General features: G+C 68.1%; 18 protein-coding genes. 10 read left to right on the plus strand and 8 right to left on the minus strand.

What is annotated here, in order from left to right:
* Nucleotides 1-30: 30 nt before the first annotated feature.
* A complete protein-coding gene (locus ACMVY4_RS00430; RefSeq protein ID WP_416898245.1) occupies nt 31-1,341 on the minus strand; it encodes an adenylate/guanylate cyclase domain-containing protein in 1,311 nt (436 codons plus the stop codon).
* Between the two features lie 128 nt (nt 1,342-1,469).
* Between ACMVY4_RS00430 and ACMVY4_RS00435 the strand changes: the two genes are divergently transcribed.
* From ACMVY4_RS00435 to ACMVY4_RS00445, 3 genes are read left to right on the plus strand one after another with little or no spacing between them, the layout of a single operon-like run.
* The gene (locus ACMVY4_RS00435) at nt 1,470-2,387 is read left to right on the plus strand and encodes a bifunctional helix-turn-helix transcriptional regulator/GNAT family N-acetyltransferase (RefSeq protein ID WP_416898246.1); all 918 of its coding nucleotides are present in this window, start codon (nt 1,470-1,472) and stop codon (nt 2,385-2,387) included.
* 45 nt (nt 2,388-2,432) lie between these two features.
* Nucleotides 2,433-2,855, plus strand: coding sequence for an HIT family protein (locus tag ACMVY4_RS00440; RefSeq protein ID WP_416898247.1), 423 nt, complete (start codon nt 2,433-2,435; stop codon nt 2,853-2,855).
* A gap of 10 nt (nt 2,856-2,865) precedes the next feature.
* The gene (locus ACMVY4_RS00445; protein ID WP_416898248.1) at nt 2,866-3,360 is read left to right on the plus strand and encodes a cupin domain-containing protein; all 495 of its coding nucleotides are present in this window, start codon (nt 2,866-2,868) and stop codon (nt 3,358-3,360) included.
* Nucleotides 3,361-3,546: 186 nt separating this feature from the next.
* Here ACMVY4_RS00445 and ACMVY4_RS00450 read toward each other — a convergent pair whose 3' ends face one another.
* Both ACMVY4_RS00450 and ACMVY4_RS00455 read right to left on the minus strand, forming a co-directional pair.
* On the minus strand, nt 3,547-4,662 hold the full coding sequence (locus ACMVY4_RS00450; RefSeq protein ID WP_416898249.1) for a tetratricopeptide repeat protein: 1,116 nt from the start codon (nt 4,660-4,662) through the stop codon (nt 3,547-3,549).
* 72 nt (nt 4,663-4,734) lie between these two features.
* Complete coding sequence (locus ACMVY4_RS00455) at nt 4,735-5,493, minus strand: substrate-binding periplasmic protein (RefSeq protein ID WP_416898250.1); 759 nt, start codon at nt 5,491-5,493, stop codon at nt 4,735-4,737.
* 86 nt (nt 5,494-5,579) lie between these two features.
* On the opposite strand from ACMVY4_RS00455, the gene ACMVY4_RS00460 reads away from it, so the two are divergent.
* The 7 genes from ACMVY4_RS00460 (at nt 5,580) to murJ (ending at nt 11,750) form a co-directional block, all read left to right on the plus strand.
* The gene (locus tag ACMVY4_RS00460) at nt 5,580-6,185 is read left to right on the plus strand and encodes a hypothetical protein (RefSeq protein WP_416898251.1); all 606 of its coding nucleotides are present in this window, start codon (nt 5,580-5,582) and stop codon (nt 6,183-6,185) included.
* 17 nt (nt 6,186-6,202) lie between these two features.
* Nucleotides 6,203-7,009, plus strand: a complete 807-nt coding sequence (gene xth, locus ACMVY4_RS00465) for an exodeoxyribonuclease III (protein WP_416898252.1) — start codon at nt 6,203-6,205, stop codon at nt 7,007-7,009.
* Nucleotides 7,006-8,382, plus strand: a complete 1,377-nt coding sequence (locus ACMVY4_RS00470) for a CoA-binding protein (protein WP_416898253.1) — start codon at nt 7,006-7,008, stop codon at nt 8,380-8,382. The genes xth and ACMVY4_RS00470 overlap by 4 nt, the downstream gene beginning before the upstream one ends.
* A gap of 132 nt (nt 8,383-8,514) precedes the next feature.
* Nucleotides 8,515-9,306 carry a hypothetical protein gene (locus tag ACMVY4_RS00475; protein WP_416898254.1) on the plus strand — a complete coding sequence of 264 codons (792 nt, stop codon included), beginning with the start codon at nt 8,515-8,517 and terminating at the stop codon, nt 9,304-9,306.
* Nucleotides 9,307-9,339: 33 nt separating this feature from the next.
* Nucleotides 9,340-9,573: a hypothetical protein gene (locus tag ACMVY4_RS00480; protein ID WP_416898255.1), complete on the plus strand. Its 234-nt coding sequence runs from the start codon at nt 9,340-9,342 to the stop codon at nt 9,571-9,573.
* 92 nt (nt 9,574-9,665) lie between these two features.
* Entirely contained in the window at nt 9,666-9,899 is a 234-nt protein-coding gene (locus ACMVY4_RS00485) for a YMGG-like glycine zipper-containing protein (protein ID WP_416898256.1), read from the plus strand.
* A 276-nt stretch (nt 9,900-10,175) separates the two neighbouring features.
* Nucleotides 10,176-11,750: a murein biosynthesis integral membrane protein MurJ gene (gene murJ, locus ACMVY4_RS00490; RefSeq protein WP_416898257.1), complete on the plus strand. Its 1,575-nt coding sequence runs from the start codon at nt 10,176-10,178 to the stop codon at nt 11,748-11,750.
* On the opposite strand, the gene ACMVY4_RS00495 is transcribed toward murJ, so the two are convergent.
* The 5 genes from ACMVY4_RS00495 to rplQ form a co-directional block, all read right to left on the minus strand.
* Entirely contained in the window at nt 11,751-12,719 is a 969-nt protein-coding gene (locus ACMVY4_RS00495; protein ID WP_416898258.1) for an RluA family pseudouridine synthase, read from the minus strand.
* Nucleotides 12,716-13,093: a fluoride efflux transporter FluC gene (locus ACMVY4_RS00500; protein WP_416898259.1), complete on the minus strand. Its 378-nt coding sequence runs from the start codon at nt 13,091-13,093 to the stop codon at nt 12,716-12,718. The genes ACMVY4_RS00495 and ACMVY4_RS00500 overlap by 4 nt, the downstream gene beginning before the upstream one ends.
* Nucleotides 13,090-14,403, minus strand: coding sequence for a replication-associated recombination protein A (locus ACMVY4_RS00505; protein WP_416898260.1), 1,314 nt, complete (start codon nt 14,401-14,403; stop codon nt 13,090-13,092). Before ACMVY4_RS00505 ends, ACMVY4_RS00500 begins: the two co-directional genes overlap by 4 nt.
* Nucleotides 14,403-15,806: a Do family serine endopeptidase gene (locus ACMVY4_RS00510; RefSeq protein ID WP_416898261.1), complete on the minus strand. Its 1,404-nt coding sequence runs from the start codon at nt 15,804-15,806 to the stop codon at nt 14,403-14,405. The genes ACMVY4_RS00505 and ACMVY4_RS00510 overlap by 1 nt, the downstream gene beginning before the upstream one ends.
* An 83-nt stretch (nt 15,807-15,889) precedes the next feature.
* Nucleotides 15,890-16,318, minus strand: a complete 429-nt coding sequence (rplQ, locus tag ACMVY4_RS00515) for a 50S ribosomal protein L17 (protein WP_416898262.1) — start codon at nt 16,316-16,318, stop codon at nt 15,890-15,892.
* Nucleotides 16,319-16,332: the final 14 nt, after the last annotated feature.

Here is a 16,332-nt window from a genome sequence, read left to right on the forward strand (position 1 = left end):
GCTGCGCCAGTCCCGCCCCGGGAAGGGGAGCTATTCGGCGGCCGCGGCCTGCATCTTCGGACCGGTCAGCCACCAGGTCGGCATCCGGCCCTTGCCCTTGACCTCGACCTCGCCGCGCGGTTCGAAGTCGTAGAGCGCCTGCAGCGCCTCCACCACTTCCGCCGTGACCTGGATGCGGTTCGCCTCGCCGGTGGTCTCCATGCGAGACGCCGTGTTCACCGCATCGCCCCACAGGTCGTAGAGGAAGCGGCTTTCGCCGACCACGCCGGCAATGATGGGGCCGCGTGCGATCCCGATGCGGATATGCAGGGGCGTGCCGTCCGGGCGGCGCAGATCCTCGATCGACGTCATCATGTCCAGAGCCAGCGCCGCGATCTCCTTGGCGTCGCAGCCCGAACCCTTCGGCGCGCCGGCCGCGACCATGTAGGCGTCGCCGATGGTCTTGATCTTCTCGACCCCGTGCTGCGCCACCAGCCTGTCGAAACGCTCGAAGGTGCCGGAAAGGATATCCAGCGTCTCTTCCGGCGCGCATTGCGAGGCCATGGTGGTGAAGCCCTCGACATCGGCGAACATCACCGTCACGTCCGCCAGTTCCTCGACCACGCGCGTCTCGCCGTCGCGCAGCCGCTTGGCGACGCTGGCCGGCAGGATCCGGTCCAGCAGATCGCGTACCCGCTCCCGTTCGCGCTCGACGATCTCGCCGGTGGCGTAGCCGCGCCGCCGCAGGAACTCCATCCGCCGCAGGGCCACGAAGCCGACGATGTTGGACGCGATGATCAGCAGCGTTGCGTAGGCCACCTGGGCCGGATCGCCGTGTGGCCAGCCGCCCCAGATCGTGATGGTCAGGAAGATCGCGCTGCAGATCAGCGCCGCATTGACGGCCTGGATGTAGAAGAACGGCAGCAGCGCGTAGATGATGAAGATCATCAGGATGAAGCCCTGATCGACGGGCTGATGATGGTTTCCGTAGACGTTGGCGAATGCCTGGAAGGTCGTGTAGCTGACAGCCAGGATCATCAGCAGGCCCGGCCAGCGCGTGTACCAGTATTTCACATAGCTGAGTCCGAGCAGCAGGAGGATCAGCCCGTTCATGCCGAGCCCGCGGATCAGTGCGATGGCTTCGCCATTCTCGGGATAGAAGAAGATATCCTGCGGCACGAAGATCGAATTGAGAGCTACGGCAATCCACATTGCAGCGCGCAGGCCGGACAGGTTCCCCTCGCGCAACGCCGCCCGGTAGCGGTCGTCCCAGTCCTCGTCGAGAAACCGGAGAGACCAGTGCTTCAGCGCCGGCAGGCCATCGTCCAGTTCTTCCAGCCGTTTGTGCTGCAGGAACTTCATGGCCGCAGGATAGGCGGCCCGCAGTTGAGCGCCAGCCGAAATCGCGTGACCGATTGCAACCTCGCGGACTTCGCATATAATGGCCAAAAGCCATTAATTAGCTGCCATCGGTCAATCGGGAGGCTGCCATGGATCACACGATCGCCGAAGTCCGGGACTTCACCCGGTTCTACACACGGCGTCTGGGGGTGCTGAAGGAAGGCCTGCTCGATACCGATCTCCCGCTCCCGCTGGCCCGCATCGTCTTCGAACTGGCGCAGACCAGCAGCCTGACCGGCGGCGCGCTGTCGAAGGATCTCGCGCTGGACCCCGCCTATGTCAGCCGCTTGATCAAGCAGCTCGAGCGACGGGGGCTGATCGCCAAACGCGCCTCGGAGACGGACGGACGGGAGAAGCTGATCGAGCTGACCGAGGCGGGCCGGGCCTGTTTCGCCGATCTCGACGCCCGTTCCCGTGCCGAGGTCGCCGGACTGCTGCAGGATCTGGCGCCGGCCGAGCATGCCGAACTGACCGCCGCCATGGGCCGGGTCCGCGGCCTTCTGGAGCGCGGCGACGACGGCCGTCAGCCGCCCTTCATCCTGCGCCCGCACCGGCCCGGCGATATCGGCTGGGTGATCAGCCGGCACGGCGCGCTCTACGCCGAGGAATATGGCTGGGACATCACCTTCGAAGCGATGGTGGCGGAGATCGCAGGCCGCTTCATCACGGAGTTCCAGCCCGGCTGGGAGCATTGCTGGATCGCCGAACGGCACGGCCAGAATGTCGGCTCGGTCTTCGTGGTGAAGGAATCCGACGAGGTGGCGAAGCTGCGCATGTTGATCGTCGAGCCCTCGGCCCGCGGCCTGAAAATCGGAGAGACCCTGGTCGATACGGTGATCGGCTTCGCTCGGGCGAAGGGCTACCGCATGCTGACGCTCTGGACCAATGACTGCCTGCACGCGGCGCGGCGCATCTATCAGAAGAAGGGCTTCGTGCTGGTCGAGGAGGAAAAACATCACAGCTTCGGCGTCGATCTGGTCGGTCAGAACTGGGACCTGACTTTGTAGCCAGCCGCCCTACAATGCGCCCGTCGAGCGGCGCAGGAGGGACCGATGAGCTATGACGAGAACAATGTCTTCGCGAAGATCATGCGCGGCGAACTGCCGTCGGAGCAGGTCTACGAGGACGACATGACGCTGGCCCTGATGGACATCATGCCCCGCTCGGACGGCCATGTTCTGGTGATCCCGAAAGGCCCGGCGCGCAACATGCTGGACGCCACGCCGGAACAGCTCGACGCCTGCATCCGCACCGTCCAGAAGCTCAGCCACGCGGTGATGAAGGCCTTCGACGCCGACGGCGTGACCCTGACCCAGGCCAACGAGGCCGCGGGCGGACAGGAAGTCTTCCACCTGCATTTCCACGTGCTGCCGCGCCACGAAGGCGTGCCGCTCCGCCGCCCGGCCAGCGAGATGGCGAAGCCGGAAGAGCTGAAGGCCAACGCCGACAGGATCCGCGCCGCGCTGGCGGGCTGACCGCGCCGCAATGGACCTCAAGAACATCATCGACACCCTCGGCCTGCAGCCGCACCCCGAGGGCGGGCACTTCGCCGAGATCTGGCGCGCGGACGAAGGGATCGCAGCCGCCGATCTTCCGGACCGCTATGGCGGCGACCGGAGCTTCGGCACCGCGATCTATTACCTGCTGGGGCCGCACGACGTTTCGGCCATGCACCGGATCACCTCGGACGAGATCTTCCACTTCTATCTCGGCGACCCGGTCGAACAGCTGCATCTGATGCCCGACGGTTCGCACGCGGTCGTGGAGATCGGCCCGGACCTCGCCGCCGGCCAGCGCCCGCAGGTGATCGTCCCCCGCGGCGTCTGGCAGGGCGCACGGGTGAAACCGGGCGGCCGCTTCGCCCTGATGGGCACCACCGTCGCGCCCGGCTTCGACTTCGCCGATTTCGAGATGGCCGACGCCAAGAACCTCAGCGCCCGGTGGCCAGACGCGGCGGAGATGATCGCGGCGTTGAGCTGACGCTGCCGGTTGGCCGGTCAGAATTCGGTCAACGGGTCACCCCCGATGGCCCGTCGGGCTACTCGGGGGACCGGAACAGCTTCGCCGCAAACTCAATGATGGGCCGGATGCCCGCGCAAGGCGGGCATGACCACCTTGGTAATGCGTGATCCATCCAAGAAGACTCGGGAACCACAGAACGATGCACTATGCCGACCAGTTGAGGATGTTCTGCTCCGCCTCCGCGCGCTGCGAAGGCGTGAGGTCGTCGGCGACCTCGGTCAGCAGGCGGCGGGCCTCGGAGCGGGCGTCCTCGTCATCGGTCTCGCGCGCGACGAGGAAGAAGAGCGCATAGGCGCGCGGCAGGTCCCGGACCACGCCGTCACCGTTCACGTACTTGGTGCCCAGCGCGACCTTGCCCATGTCGTAGTCCAGCGATGCGGCCTCGGAGAAGGCCTCGCAGGCCTTCAGATAATCCTGCTCCACGCCGCGACCGAGATCGTAGGCCTGCCCGACGCGATACCAGGCCTCGCCGTCGTCATGCCCGGCCGCCATGCGGTACCATTTCAGCGACTCTGCATGATCCGGCTGGCCGAGCCTGTCGCCTCGGTAGAGATCGCCGAGGGTCATCATCGCATGGATCACGCCATCGGCGGCCGCACGCTCGAAGTAGCCCACCGCCGCCGGCAGGTCCGTCTCCACACCCTCACCCAGCATGTGGAGCATGCCGAGCTTGTGCAGGGCGCGCCCGCTGCCCCGTTCCGCAATCTCGCGGTAAATGCGTAACGCCTCGTCCCAGTCCTGGGGCAGGTGATCGCCCTTCTCATGGGCCAGCCCGATGGCGAAATGCCCATCCAGCTCGCCCTGCTCCGCGGCCTTGTCGAACCAGCGCCGGGCCTCGTCCAGATCCGGCACCACACCCTCGCCGCGCAGGGTCAGGGCGCCGAGCATCACCTGCATGAAGCTGTCGCCACGCTCGGCGCAGAGCCGCACCCAGGGCATGGCGCGGGCCGGATCCCGCCACGGCGAGTTGTCGACACTGAGGAGGCCCGCGATCCTGCTCTGCGATTCCTCGTCGCCCTGCCCGGCCGCCTTCTCCAGCCAGTCGATTCCGGCTGCCATGTCCGCGGGCATGCCGACGCCGTGCCGGCAGAGCTCGAACATCAGCTTCTGCCCCCGCATGTCGCCCGCCTCGGCCTGCCCCCGCACCCAGTCAACCGGTGCACCGGTCTCGCCTGCGTTGATCGCCGCGACCGCCTCGTCCATCGAGGCATAGGTCGCCTTGCCGCCGAACAGCCCCTTCAGCCGGTCACCAAGCCCCATCGATCCACCCCGATACTATTTATACGTGTATTGTAATAAAATTATCGCGCATTCCGGGATTTTTCAACCCGCTCAGTCCAGCAGGGTCTGGCCGGCGCGGGCCTGCACGGCGGAGAAGGGCATGCCCGTCTCGCGCTCGTAGATGGCGTTGACGGTCCCGTCGGCGATCAGCTTCTGCAGTTCCGCACCGAGCGCCGGACCCAGCGCCGCCCGGTCGGGGTTGAAGTAGGTGTATTGCGGCGTCGAGGTCAGCCGCGGCTCCAGCGCCTTCACCTTCAGCCCCTCCTCGCGTGCCTTGCGCAGCGCCCAGGGCACGTCGATGACGATCAGGTCCAGCTTGCCGGCGGCCGCCGCGCGCAGGTTGAGGATGTCCTGCCGGCCCTTCACGGCGGTCCAGTCCAGCGCGGCGATATCGACCGCCTCGGGATAGACGTAGCCCTCGATCATGCCCACCCGCGCGCCGTTGAAGTCGGCCAGCGACTCGAAGCGGTCTTCGGGCCAGTCCGGCCGCGCGACCATGCCGATCTCCCAGAACACGGTGGAAACCGTGGCCGGCACCAGGGGCTCCTCGCCCGACGTCAGCAGCATGGCGTCCTGCCGTCCCTCGGTGACGGCTGCGATGCAGTCCAGATAGGGCATCAGGCTGTAGGCCGCATCGTGGCCCAGCGCGGCCAGCGCGCGGTCGGTCAGCTCGATCTGGATACCGGCCGGCTTGCCGCCCTCGATGCTGTGGAACGGGGCCCAGTCCTCGAAGCAGATCTTCAATGTGTCGGCATCGGCCGGAAGCGGCGCGGCGAGCGCCATGGCGGCTGCGAGGATCAGCTTCTTCATGTCCGCTCCCGGGGATGACGATCGCTCGCGGCACCCTAGCACAGCGGGCCATGACAGGCATCGCGGGACCCATTAGGCTCCCGGCCATGGACGATTCCCCCTTCGACGAAGACGACGACGAAACCCTGGCGCTCGACGACCTGCCGCCGACGCTGGCGGCGCTGTCGCGCTTCGCCTCGACGCTGCACCACGTGTCATGGTTCGCTGCCGTGGGCGAGCGGCTGTCGGATGCCGAGCGGGCCGATGCCGCCGGCTACCTGCTGGCGCTCGGCTTCCCCGAATGCGACATCGTCCCGGCGATGGACTGGGAGGAAGCGGAAGCCGCCGCGCGCAATCCCGACTGGAACACCGCCTGGTGGGAGGCCGAGGAGCAGCTCCGCGCCGGCCTCTCGGCCCAGGCCGTCGAGATCACCGGCGACGAGGAAGCCGTGCTGGTCGCGCTGACCAACGTCACATCGAAGGCCTCCGACGCCGTGCACGGGGCGGCGGCCGTTGCCGCATCCCGCTTCGGTGTCGCCGATCAGAGCCTTATCCGCGCCGCCGCGGGCGCCGCGACCCAGGCCGCCTATCAGGCCGCGCTGGTGATCGCCGCCGCCGAGGACGAGGACCACGCCTTCGCCCAGAAATTCCAGCTGTTCCAGGCCGGGCGCTGGCCGTTGGGCATCACCGGCGGCACCTTCAGCATATTCTGAGACAGGAGACGCCCCGCATGGCGAATGTCCGCATCGCGACGTGGAACATCAACTCGGTCCGGCTGCGACTGCCGATCGTCGAACAGTTCGTGGCCGAGCACGATCCGGACATTCTCTGCCTGCAGGAGATCAAGGTCGAGAACGAGAAGTTCCCCTTCGAGGCCTTTCGCGAGATGGGCTACCGCGAGGTCGAGGTCTTCGGTCAGAAGGGCTATCACGGCGTCGCCACCGTCTCGAAATACCCGTTCCAGTCGGCGGAGAAGATGCACTGGTGCGGCAAGGACGACACCCGCCATCTGGTGACGACCCTGGAAGACAATACCGAGATCCACAATTTCTACGTCCCCGCGGGCGGCGACGAGCCGGACCCGGAGATCAACGACAAGTTCGCCCACAAGCTGCAGTTCCTGGACGAGGTCACCAGCTGGTTCGGCGAACGGCGGCAGGATTCGAATCGTCTCGTCGTGGTCGGCGATCTGAACATCGCGCCGCACGAGAACGACGTCTGGTCCCACAAGCAGCTTCTGAAGGTGGTCAGCCACACGCCTATCGAGGTCGAGGCGATGTCGCGCTGGTTCGCGGCGCATGACTTCCACGACGTGGTCCGCCAGTTCGTGCCGGAAACCGAGAAGCTCTATTCCTGGTGGAGCTACCGCGCCCGTGACTGGGACGCCGCCGACCGCGGCCGCCGGCTGGACCACATCTGGGTGACGCAGAACCTGAAGCCCGCGGTGAAGGGCATGGAGATCCACCGCCCGGCGCGCGGCTGGGTGAAGCCCTCCGACCACGTCCCGGTCATCGCCGACATGGACCTTCCCCTGTGAACCTCGACGGCTTCTTCCGTCCGCGTTCGGTCGCGGTCATGGGAGCCGGAGAACGCCCCGGATCGTCCGGCGGCGCAGTGATGCAGAACCTCAGGCTCTCCGGCTACGAGGGCCAGGTGATACCGGTGAACCCGAAGGGCGGCAGCGTCTTCGGCCACGAGGCGAAGACATCCCTGACGGAACTGGACGGCCCTGCCGATCTCTGCGTCGTCGTGATCCGGCCAGACCTCATTCCGGGCGCGCTGAAGGAGGCCGGCGAGACCGGCCACCGCAATGTGCTGATCCTGCCGGGCGGTTTCGCCGAAGCCGGCGACGAGGGCCTGAAGCGCGACGCCGAGGCGCGGGACATTGCGCGGCAGTACGGGATCACGGTCGCCGGACCCAACTGCGCCGGCCTGATCTCGCTGGACCGCAGCCTGCCCTTCGCGGCCACGTTCCTGCGCGACATGCCTCCTGGTCCGAACACGAAGGGCGGCATCGCCCTGATCAGCCAGTCCGGCGCCATCGCCGAGGAGGCCATCGCGGCCGCCAACCGGTCGCATATCCCGCTCGCCACGGTCGTCTCCGTCGGCAACGCCATGCATCTGGGCGTCACCGAGTATCTCGACCATGCCGGCAGCCAGGACACGGTCTCCTGCGTGCTGCTCTACATCGAATCCGTCGCCGATCCGGAGGCCTTCGTCCGGACCTGCCGGCGCATCGCTGCAGACAAGCCCGTCGTGGCGCTGATGGGCGGCAGAACCGGGCCCGGCAGCCGCGCGGCAGCGGCGCATACCGGTGCGCCGGCCACCGACGATGACGGTATCGGGAAGCTGCTGGCCGATGCGTGCGCCATCCGCGTGCGCTCGCTGCGGCAGCTCATGCTGGCCGCCAAGGGTTTCGGGGCCTTCCCGGACGGCATCGGCAAGCGCGTCCTGCTTCTTTCGAACTCGGGAGGGCCGGGCGTTCTGGCCGCGGACGAGGCGGCGGCCCAGGGTCTCGATCTCGCGCCACTGCCCAATGTCATGGCGGACGAACTACGCAATGCGTTGCCTGGCGAAGCTTCCGTCGCCAACCCCATCGATCTGCTGGCCGACGCCCGCGAGGACCGTTTCGGCATGTGCTTCCGGTCGATGCTCGACCATGCCGCCGGCAGCTTCGACGCCGTGCTGGGCGTGCATGTCGTCCCCTTCATGGTCGATGCCGATCCGGTGGTCGCGAAACTGGCCGAAATGGCTGCCGAATGCCCGGTTCCCTTCATGCATTCGATGATGGGCACCCTGCCCGGACGGGACGGCTGGTTCGCCAGTCTGGAGGCTGCCGGGGTCCCCGCCTTCGACAATGTCGAGGACATGGCCGAATGCGCCGGAATCCTCGCCCGCCGTAGAGCCTGAAGTCCAGGCGTTACAAGGCGTTACCCGCGGTCACAGCCTTGCCACAACCTGGCCGCTGACCGGTCACCGACGCAGGAGCATCTTAGCCTCAGCAACGAGGCGCATCATTCGCGCCCAGAACGAGGACTGACGATGTACCTTAGAATCGACGAGCAGCGTATTCATGCAACGGCACGGTCGGCCATCGGCGGCGAAACCTTTTCGCCGAAATGCATCGCCGACGCCTCCCGCCGCCTGACCTACGATCCCTACGCCGCAGGCGACGGCCAGCAGAACGTGCCGCGCGTCTTCGCGCACCGGCTGCCGGCCGACATGGCGCACGTGCACAGCATCTCCGAAGCCCAGATGATTTTCGTCCGGATCATGCTTCCGGTCGTGCTGCGTGCGAACGAGATCATCACGCTGCAGCGCTCCATGCTGCGTGCGGAGACCAACGAGACCTTGCTGTCGGAAGCCATGTGGCAGTACGGCGCCAGCAGCGCCGAGCAGCTCGACCGCCGCTTCGACGCCTTTGCGCCGTCGCTGCTGATCGCGCTGGCCGCCGCCCACAGCGACTGGGGCCGCAACATGAGCGGCGCGGGCCAGCTCTTCCCCTCCGCGATCCCGGCGCCGTCCGATGTGGCGCCCGATGTCATCCGCGCTGCGGGCGGCCTGCGCCGGACTCACCACACGGACCTGCTGGGCCCCACCCTGGACGCCCTGCACGGCCTGAACACCTCGACCGGCGGCGCTGCGCTGCGAAGGGAACGCGCACGCCAGCGCCGCCGCCGGCGTCAGGACGGTTACCGCCTGGCGCTGCTGCTTGACGGGGTCGCCGGCCTGCCTGCGCGCACGGTGCACGACACGCTCTACGCGATCGAGGCCGGCGCCCTGACCCGTCTGGACGAGGCGCGGCTCGCCGCCCCTTGCGCCGTGTTTCACTGATCCCAACCCGGACCGAGAAGAAGGAGAAAAACCATGTTCCGGAAACTTGCCATTGTCGGCGTCATCGGCTCCGCCCTCACGCTGGGCGCGTGCGAGAACATGTCTGACCTCGAGCAGCGCACCCTGTCGGGCGGCGCGCTCGGCGCGGCGGGCGGCGCGGCCCTGACCGCCCTGACCGGCGGCAGCATCGCGGCCGGCGCCCTGATCGGCGGCGCGGCCGGCGCGGGCGCGGGCTACCTCACCCACCAGGGCGACAACGACGACTGATCTCGTTCACCCTGTCCAAATGCCGCGGTTGCGGCATCAAGAACCGCACCTAAATGCGGTCCAGAGCGAAGAAAGAAAAAAGGAGCAGTACAATGGTTCGCAAGATTGCAGCTACCAGCGTTATCGGCCTCACCCTCGTGCTCGGCGCGTGTGAAGGCATGAACGAAACCCAGCAGCGTACCCTGTCGGGCGGCGCCATCGGCGCGGCCGGCGGTGCGGCCCTGGGCGCGATCACCGGCGTCGGCGCCGGCACCGGCGCCGCGGTCGGCGGCGCGGCCGGCGCGGCAGGCGGCTACCTGACCGCCGACGGCGACCAGAACGACTAAGGCTTGGCCGCTGATTGGCCGGCCCGCCATGCCGGCGGGTCGACTGATCGGTGAGCGCCAATCCGTTCCCTGCCCTGTTGGGCAATTGGTGTTCGCCGCCCGGGGGCCCGGGCACCCCCCTCTACCCGCCCGGGCCTCCGGATCGACTTTCCGGAACACGGATACTCCGGACCCGAAGGGGCCGCCGCAACCGCGGCGGCCCTTTGCCGTTGATGGCCTGGCGGCCCAGGCCGTTCCCCATCTTACTTTCGCTTCAAAGCCGTCGTAGAAGGGCGCATGTCCGATCGCGCCGCGAGATCCCGGGAGACGGGACTGATACGGGCCGCCGCCACCGTCGGCGGCTTCACCATGTTGAGCCGGCTGACCGGCTTCGCGCGCGATATCCTGATCGCCGCGTTCCTGGGCGCCGGTCCGATCGGCGACGCCTTTTTCGTCGCCTTCAAGCTGCCGAACTTCTTCCGCCGCCTGTTCGCCGAAGGCGCCTTCAACGCCGCCTTCGTGCCGCTCTTTTCCGGACGGCTGGAAACTGAGGGCCGCGAGGCGGCAAGGCGCTTCGCCGAGGACACGCTGTCGGTCCTGCTGACGGTCCTGTTCCTGTTCGTGTCCGCCATGCAGATTGCCATGCCGGTGGTGATGTACGCGCTGGCGCCGGGTTTCAGCGACGATCCGGAAACCTTCGATCTGGCGGTCGAACTGACGCGGATCACCTTCCCCTACCTGATCTTCATCAGCCTGGTCTCGCTGCTGGCGGGCATGCTGAACAGCGACGGCCGATTCGCCGCCGCCGCCGCCACGCCGATCCTGCTGAACATCTGCCTGATCGGCGCTCTGCTCGGACTGACCGGACTTGTGCCGACAGCCGGGCATGCACTGGCGATCGGCGTGTTCGCCGCAGGCGTGCTGCAGTTCGTCTGGCTGATGGCCGCGCTGGGACGGGCCGGGCTGGTGCCGTCCCTGCCGCGCCCGCGTCTGACGCCGGGCGTGAAGCGCGTGATGAAGATCATGGCCCCGGCGGCCCTGGGCGCGGGCGTGGTGCAGGTCAATCTGGTCATCGACATCGTCCTCGCCTCGACGCTGCCCGAGGGGTCGATCTCGTTCCTGTTCTATGCCGACCGCATCAACCAGCTGCCCATCGGCGTCGTCGGCGTGGCGGTCGGGACCGCGCTGCTGCCGCTGCTGTCGCGGCAGGCCGCCGCCGGCGATGACGGCGCCGCGCGCCACAGCCTCAACCGGGCAGTCGAGCTCGGCCTGATCCTGTCCTTTCCTGCAGCGGCGGCCTGCCTGGCGATGCCGGACGTGCTGATCGGCGCGCTGTTCGAACGCGGCGCCTTCACGGCCGAAGACACGGCCGCAACCGCGTGGGCGCTGTCGGCCTATGCCGCCGGCCTGCCGGCCTATGTCATGGTCAAGGTGCTGGCCCCCGGATTCTTCGCACGCCAGGACACGAAGACGCCGGTCATCATCGCGTCCGTCGCTGTCGTGGTGAACGTGGTGCTGAACCTGATCCTGATGGGCCCGATGCTTCATGCCGGGCTGGCGCTGGCGACGGCGATCAGCGCATGGCTGAACACGGCGCTGCTCGCGATCTGGCTGCACCGGCGCGGCTGGATGAAGACCGACCGCCGTCTTGCCCTCGCGATCCCGAAGGCCCTGCTGGCAAGTGTGGTGATGGCCGCAGCGCTGGTGTTCGGCGCGATCGTTCTGGATCAGCGTCTGCCAGGCGGGGAGTTGTGGCGCGCCTCGGGTCTGGCCATGCTGGTCCTCGGCGGCATTGCGGTCTACGGCCTGCTGGCCTGGATCACGCGGCTGGCCAACCCGGCCGATCTGAAGGGGCTGGTCCGCGGCCGCTGATCACTCGGCCTCCGGCCATTCGACCTCGGTCTCCGGGTCGTTCACGTCGAAGCCGAGGCGGTCCAGACCGTCCAGAAAGATCTGCGACGGCTCGGCGGTCACATCCAGCTTGCGGCCGTCCGGACGCGCCATGACGATCCGGCGGGCATGCAGGTGCAGGCTCTTCGCAAAGCCGCCCTCATGGGCCTTCTCGCCGCCATACTTGCCGTCGCCGATAATGGGGCAGCCGATGGCCGCGGCATGGACGCGGAGCTGATGCGTCCGGCCGGTCACGGGCCGCATGGCCAGCCAGGAGGCGCGCTGGGCGGCCTGCGCGACCACGCTGTACTGGCTGATCGCCTTCTGGCCGCCGAACTCGACCGGCTCGACCCGCTCGCCGTCTTCCTTGGACAGCCTGAGATCGATGGTCCCCTGATGCGGCCGGGGCGTGCCCGCGACCAGCGCCCAGTAGGTCTTCTCGGTCTCCCGGTCCCGGAAGGCACGCGTCAGCCATTGCGCCGCCTGCCGCGTCCGCCCGAGCACCAGAACGCCCGACGTGTCCTTGTCGAGGCGGTGCACCAGCCGCGGCGGTTCCGGAAGCCCGAAGGTCAGCGCCGGCAGCATGCCATCGACATGGCGCGAAACCTTCGTCCCGCCCTGCACGGCGAGACCCGCCGGCTTGTTGAGCACCAGCACTTCCGGATCACGGTAGATCACCATCGCCTCGGCCTGGCGGCGGTCAGCGTCGGAGAGCTGTTTCGGCGGCGGCGGCGGCGCATCGTCGTCGGGCATGGGTGGCACCCGGACCGTCTGGCCCGCGGCGACACGCTGATCGGCCTTCACACGTCCGCCGTCGAGGCGGATCTCGCCCTTGCGCAGCATCTTCTGCAGCCGACCCTGTGTGAGGCCCGGGTAACGGCTGCGGAACCAGCGGTCGATGCGCATGCCATCCTCGTCGCGTTTCACGGTCTGCTGGGTGACGCCGCTCATGCGAAGACCGCCCTCGAGGCTGCAAGCCCCGCTACAAGCCCGCCGATGGACAGAAGCACCGACAGGCCGACGTAGAGCGCGGCGAGGCCGGGCTCGCCGCGCTCATAAATTGCCACGGCATCCAGCGAGAAGGTCGAGAAGGTTGTCAGGGCGCCAAGGCCGCCGACCATGACGAAGCTGCGCAACTCGGCCGACACGCCGCGCGCCAGGAACCACTGCGCCACGAACCCCATGATCAGGCTGCCAGCGACATTGACGGCCAGGGTGCCGAACGGAAAGCCCGTGCCGAAAAGGCGGATCGTCAGGATCTGTACGCCGTAGCGGCTGACGGCCCCGAGCGCTCCGCCCGCAGCGATGGCCAGGATCATGTTCATTCGCCGTCCACCCGCTTGCGCCGCAGCCCGTCCCAGTAGGCCAGCCGTTTGGCGATCTCGCGCTCGAAGCCGCGCTCGACCGGCCGGTAGAAGTTCTGACGGGCCATGTCCTCAGGGAAGTAGTTCTGGCCCGAGAACCCGTCCTCGGTCTCGTGGTCATAGGCGTAGCCCGAACCGTAGCCGAGATCCTTCATCAGCCTCGTCGGCGCGTTGAGGATATGCATCGGCGGGTTCAGCGAGCCGGTTTCCTTCGCCGCCCGAGACGCCGCGCCAAAGGCCTTGTAGGCCGCGTTCGACTTGGGCGCGGTGGCGAGATAGAGCGCCGCCTGGGCCAGCGCCAGTTCGCCTTCCGGACTGCCGAGGAAGTCGTACGCTTCCTTCGCCGCCAGCGCCTGCCGGAGCGCTTCCGGATCGGCCAGCCCGACATCCTCCGAGGCGAAGCGCACCAGACGCCGCGCGATATAGAGCGGATCCTCGCCGCCCGCCAGCATGCGGGCCATCCAGTAGAGCGCCGCGTCGGCGTCCGAGCCGCGGAGCGACTTGTGCAGCGCGCTGATCAGGTTGTAGTGGCTTTCCTGCGCCTTGTCGTAGAGCGGCGCGCGGCGCTGCAGCGTCTCGGCCAGACCGGCTGGATCCAGGGGCGCCTCCGGTGCGACCCGCCAGAGTTCCTCGGCCAGATTGAGCAGGTAGCGCCCGTCGCCGTCGGCCATCGCCTTCAGCGCCAGGCGGCCGTCTTCGGTCACCGGCAGCGCCGATCCCTCGATCGCCTCGGCGCGGGTCAGCAGTTCCTCGAGCGAGGCATCGTCATGGCGGCGGAGCACCAGCACCTGACACCGCGACAGCAGCGCCGGATTGAGCTCGAAGGACGGGTTCTCGGTGGTAGCGCCGATCAGGATCACGGTGCCGTCCTCGACCACCGGCAGGAATCCGTCCTGCTGGGCGCGGTTGAAGCGGTGGATCTCGTCGACGAACAGCAGCGTGCCGCGGCCGGCCTTCCGCCGTTCCCGCGCCTTGTCGAAGGCCTTGCGCAGGTCGGCGACGCCCGAGAAGACCGCGGAGAGCTGCACGAATTCCAGATCGACGCTCTCGGCCATCAGCCGGGCGATGGTGGTCTTGCCGGTGCCGGGCGGGCCCCAGAGCACGATGGAGCCCGGGCGGCCCTGCCGCGCCATGCGCCCGATCGGTCCGTCCGGCCCGGTCAGGTGCGTCTGCCCGACTACCTCGGCCAGGTTTGCGGGCCGCAGCCGGTCGGCCAGCGGCCGGGGCGCGGCATCCTCCAGCCCGGCGGACGCGAACAGGTTGGCGGCCATCAGCCCCGCCGCGCCTTGATCTGATAGGCGCTGTCGCCGCGGCGCATCGTGATCACCCAGGAACCGCTGACGCCCAGCAGCAGGTTCTCGACATCGCGCACGCGCTCAACCGGCGCGCCGTTCACCTCGGCGACGATGTCGCCCTGCCGCACGCCGAACCGCGCGGCCTGCGAACGGGTCAGCGTCTTGGTGACGACGACGCCGCGATCCACCCCGTTGAAGCCGGTCTCCTCGATCAGCGCCGGCGAAAGGTTCGCGACCTCGGCGCCCTGCAGCGGATGCAGTTCGCGCAGCAGTGTGAGATTGCGCGGCGGGTCTTCCGGCGCCGGCTCAAGCGGCAGCATCAAGGCAAGTTCGTTGCCCCGGCGCCAGACGCCGAGCGGCACCTTGTCGCCGACCTGCCGCGTCGCCAGACGGAACTGGAATTCGGCCGGCGAACGAACGGGACGGCCATCGAAGCTGACGACGACATCGCCGGTTTTCAGGCCGGCGCGTGCCGCGGGTCCGTTGGGCCACGTATCGGCGACCAGAACCCCGCCCGGTCGGTCCAGTCCCATCCCTTCGGCGAGGTCGGCGGTGAGATCCTGACCGGTCATGCCGATCCAGGCGCGCACGATGCCCTTGCCGGTCCGGGCGCCCTGCACCACGGCCTGCACCAGATTGGCCGGTATCGCGAAGCCGACGCCGTGGCTGCCGCCCGACCGGGTGAAGATGGCGGTGTTGATGCCGGCGAGACGGCCGTCGAGCGTGACCAGCGCGCCGCCCGAGTTGCCCGGATTGATCGCGGCATCAGTCTGGATGAAGCTCTGCGGCCCGCCGCGGTCGGTGACGCGGCTGCGCGCCAGACCGGAGACGATCCCGCTGGTGACGGTCTGGCCGACGCCGAAGGGATTGCCGATGGCCAGGACCATGTCGCCGACCTTCAGCGTGTCCGCGTCCCGATACTGCAGGAAGGGCAGTTGCTCGCCCCCCGTCGAGACCCTGAGCACCGCGAGGTCGGTATCGGCGTCGGTCAGGATCAGTTCCGCATCGAACTCCCGGCGGTCGTTGAGCACGACGGTGATGTCGTCGGCATGTTCGATCACGTGCGCATTCGTGACGATCAGCCCGCCGGGATCGACGATCACGCCCGAACCCAGCGAGGGAACCTCCTGCGGACGCTGCCGGCCACCCAGCATGCCGCCGAAGAAACGCTGGAAGAAGGGATCGTCGAGCAGCGGGTTGGCGCGGCTCTGGACCATGCGTTTGGCGTAGATGTTGACCACGGCCGGCGCGGTCTGTTCGACGACCGGCGCGAAGGACAGCGTCATCTCGGCCTGCGACGCCGGCAGCCGGCGCCCGTCCTGCGCCATCACCGGCGCGCCCGAAAGAACCAGCAGACCGATCAGAAACAGACGCAGCATGGCTCCCCGCCCTTGGTCAAAGAAAAAGGGGCGCGCCGCGACACGGCCCGCCCCCTCAACTGTAGATGATCGACGACGTCGGGTCAGGCCGCGTCTTCGAAATCGTCCTCGTCATCGCCCGGCACCGGACCCGAATCGGTCCCCTTGGCGTCCTCGTCGCGGTCGACGAACTCGATGATCGCCATCGGCGAGGCGTCGCCATAGCGGAAACCGGCCTTGACGATGCGGGTGTAGCCGCCCGGACGGTCGGCGTAGCGCTCGGCCAGCACGTCGAACAGCTTCGCCACCATCGCCTCTTCCGGCAGCTGGGCGTAGGCCTGGCGGCGCGCATGCAGGCCGCCGCGCTTGGCCAGGGTCACCAGCTTCTCGACGACCGGACGCAGATCCTTCGCCTTCGGCAGGGTCGTGGTGATCTGCTCATGCTTGATCAGCGCGTTGGCCATGTTCGCCAGCATCGCCTTGCGGTGCGATGCGGAGCGGCCGAACCGCCGTCCTTTCTTGCGATGACGCATGTCTATGCAACCTT

The organism is Minwuia sp. (genome assembly GCF_048007105.1).
Taxonomy (GTDB): domain Bacteria; phylum Pseudomonadota; class Alphaproteobacteria; order Minwuiales; family Minwuiaceae; genus Minwuia.

What these genes read in the sequence shown, in the direction of transcription:
- ACMVY4_RS00475 (WP_416898254.1), top strand. Translation starts at nt 8,515, where the DNA reads ATGTACCTTAGAATCGACGAGCAGCGTATTCATGCAACGGCACGGTCG.
- rplQ (WP_416898262.1), bottom strand. Translation starts at nt 16,318, where the DNA reads ATGCGTCATCGCAAGAAAGGACGGCGGTTCGGCCGCTCCGCATCGCAC.
- ACMVY4_RS00495 (WP_416898258.1), bottom strand. Translation starts at nt 12,719, where the DNA reads ATGAGCGGCGTCACCCAGCAGACCGTGAAACGCGACGAGGATGGCATG.
- ACMVY4_RS00440 (WP_416898247.1), top strand. Translation starts at nt 2,433, where the DNA reads ATGAGCTATGACGAGAACAATGTCTTCGCGAAGATCATGCGCGGCGAA.
- ACMVY4_RS00505 (WP_416898260.1), bottom strand. Translation starts at nt 14,403, where the DNA reads ATGGCCGCCAACCTGTTCGCGTCCGCCGGGCTGGAGGATGCCGCGCCC.
- murJ (WP_416898257.1), top strand. Translation starts at nt 10,176, where the DNA reads ATGTCCGATCGCGCCGCGAGATCCCGGGAGACGGGACTGATACGGGCC.
- ACMVY4_RS00445 (WP_416898248.1), top strand. Translation starts at nt 2,866, where the DNA reads ATGGACCTCAAGAACATCATCGACACCCTCGGCCTGCAGCCGCACCCC.
- xth (WP_416898252.1), top strand. Translation starts at nt 6,203, where the DNA reads ATGGCGAATGTCCGCATCGCGACGTGGAACATCAACTCGGTCCGGCTG.
- ACMVY4_RS00430 (WP_416898245.1), bottom strand. Translation starts at nt 1,341, where the DNA reads ATGAAGTTCCTGCAGCACAAACGGCTGGAAGAACTGGACGATGGCCTG.
- ACMVY4_RS00435 (WP_416898246.1), top strand. Translation starts at nt 1,470, where the DNA reads ATGGATCACACGATCGCCGAAGTCCGGGACTTCACCCGGTTCTACACA.
- ACMVY4_RS00460 (WP_416898251.1), top strand. Translation starts at nt 5,580, where the DNA reads ATGGACGATTCCCCCTTCGACGAAGACGACGACGAAACCCTGGCGCTC.
- ACMVY4_RS00485 (WP_416898256.1), top strand. Translation starts at nt 9,666, where the DNA reads ATGGTTCGCAAGATTGCAGCTACCAGCGTTATCGGCCTCACCCTCGTG.
- ACMVY4_RS00455 (WP_416898250.1), bottom strand. Translation starts at nt 5,493, where the DNA reads ATGAAGAAGCTGATCCTCGCAGCCGCCATGGCGCTCGCCGCGCCGCTT.
- ACMVY4_RS00500 (WP_416898259.1), bottom strand. Translation starts at nt 13,093, where the DNA reads ATGAACATGATCCTGGCCATCGCTGCGGGCGGAGCGCTCGGGGCCGTC.
- ACMVY4_RS00450 (WP_416898249.1), bottom strand. Translation starts at nt 4,662, where the DNA reads ATGGGGCTTGGTGACCGGCTGAAGGGGCTGTTCGGCGGCAAGGCGACC.
- ACMVY4_RS00480 (WP_416898255.1), top strand. Translation starts at nt 9,340, where the DNA reads ATGTTCCGGAAACTTGCCATTGTCGGCGTCATCGGCTCCGCCCTCACG.
- ACMVY4_RS00510 (WP_416898261.1), bottom strand. Translation starts at nt 15,806, where the DNA reads ATGCTGCGTCTGTTTCTGATCGGTCTGCTGGTTCTTTCGGGCGCGCCG.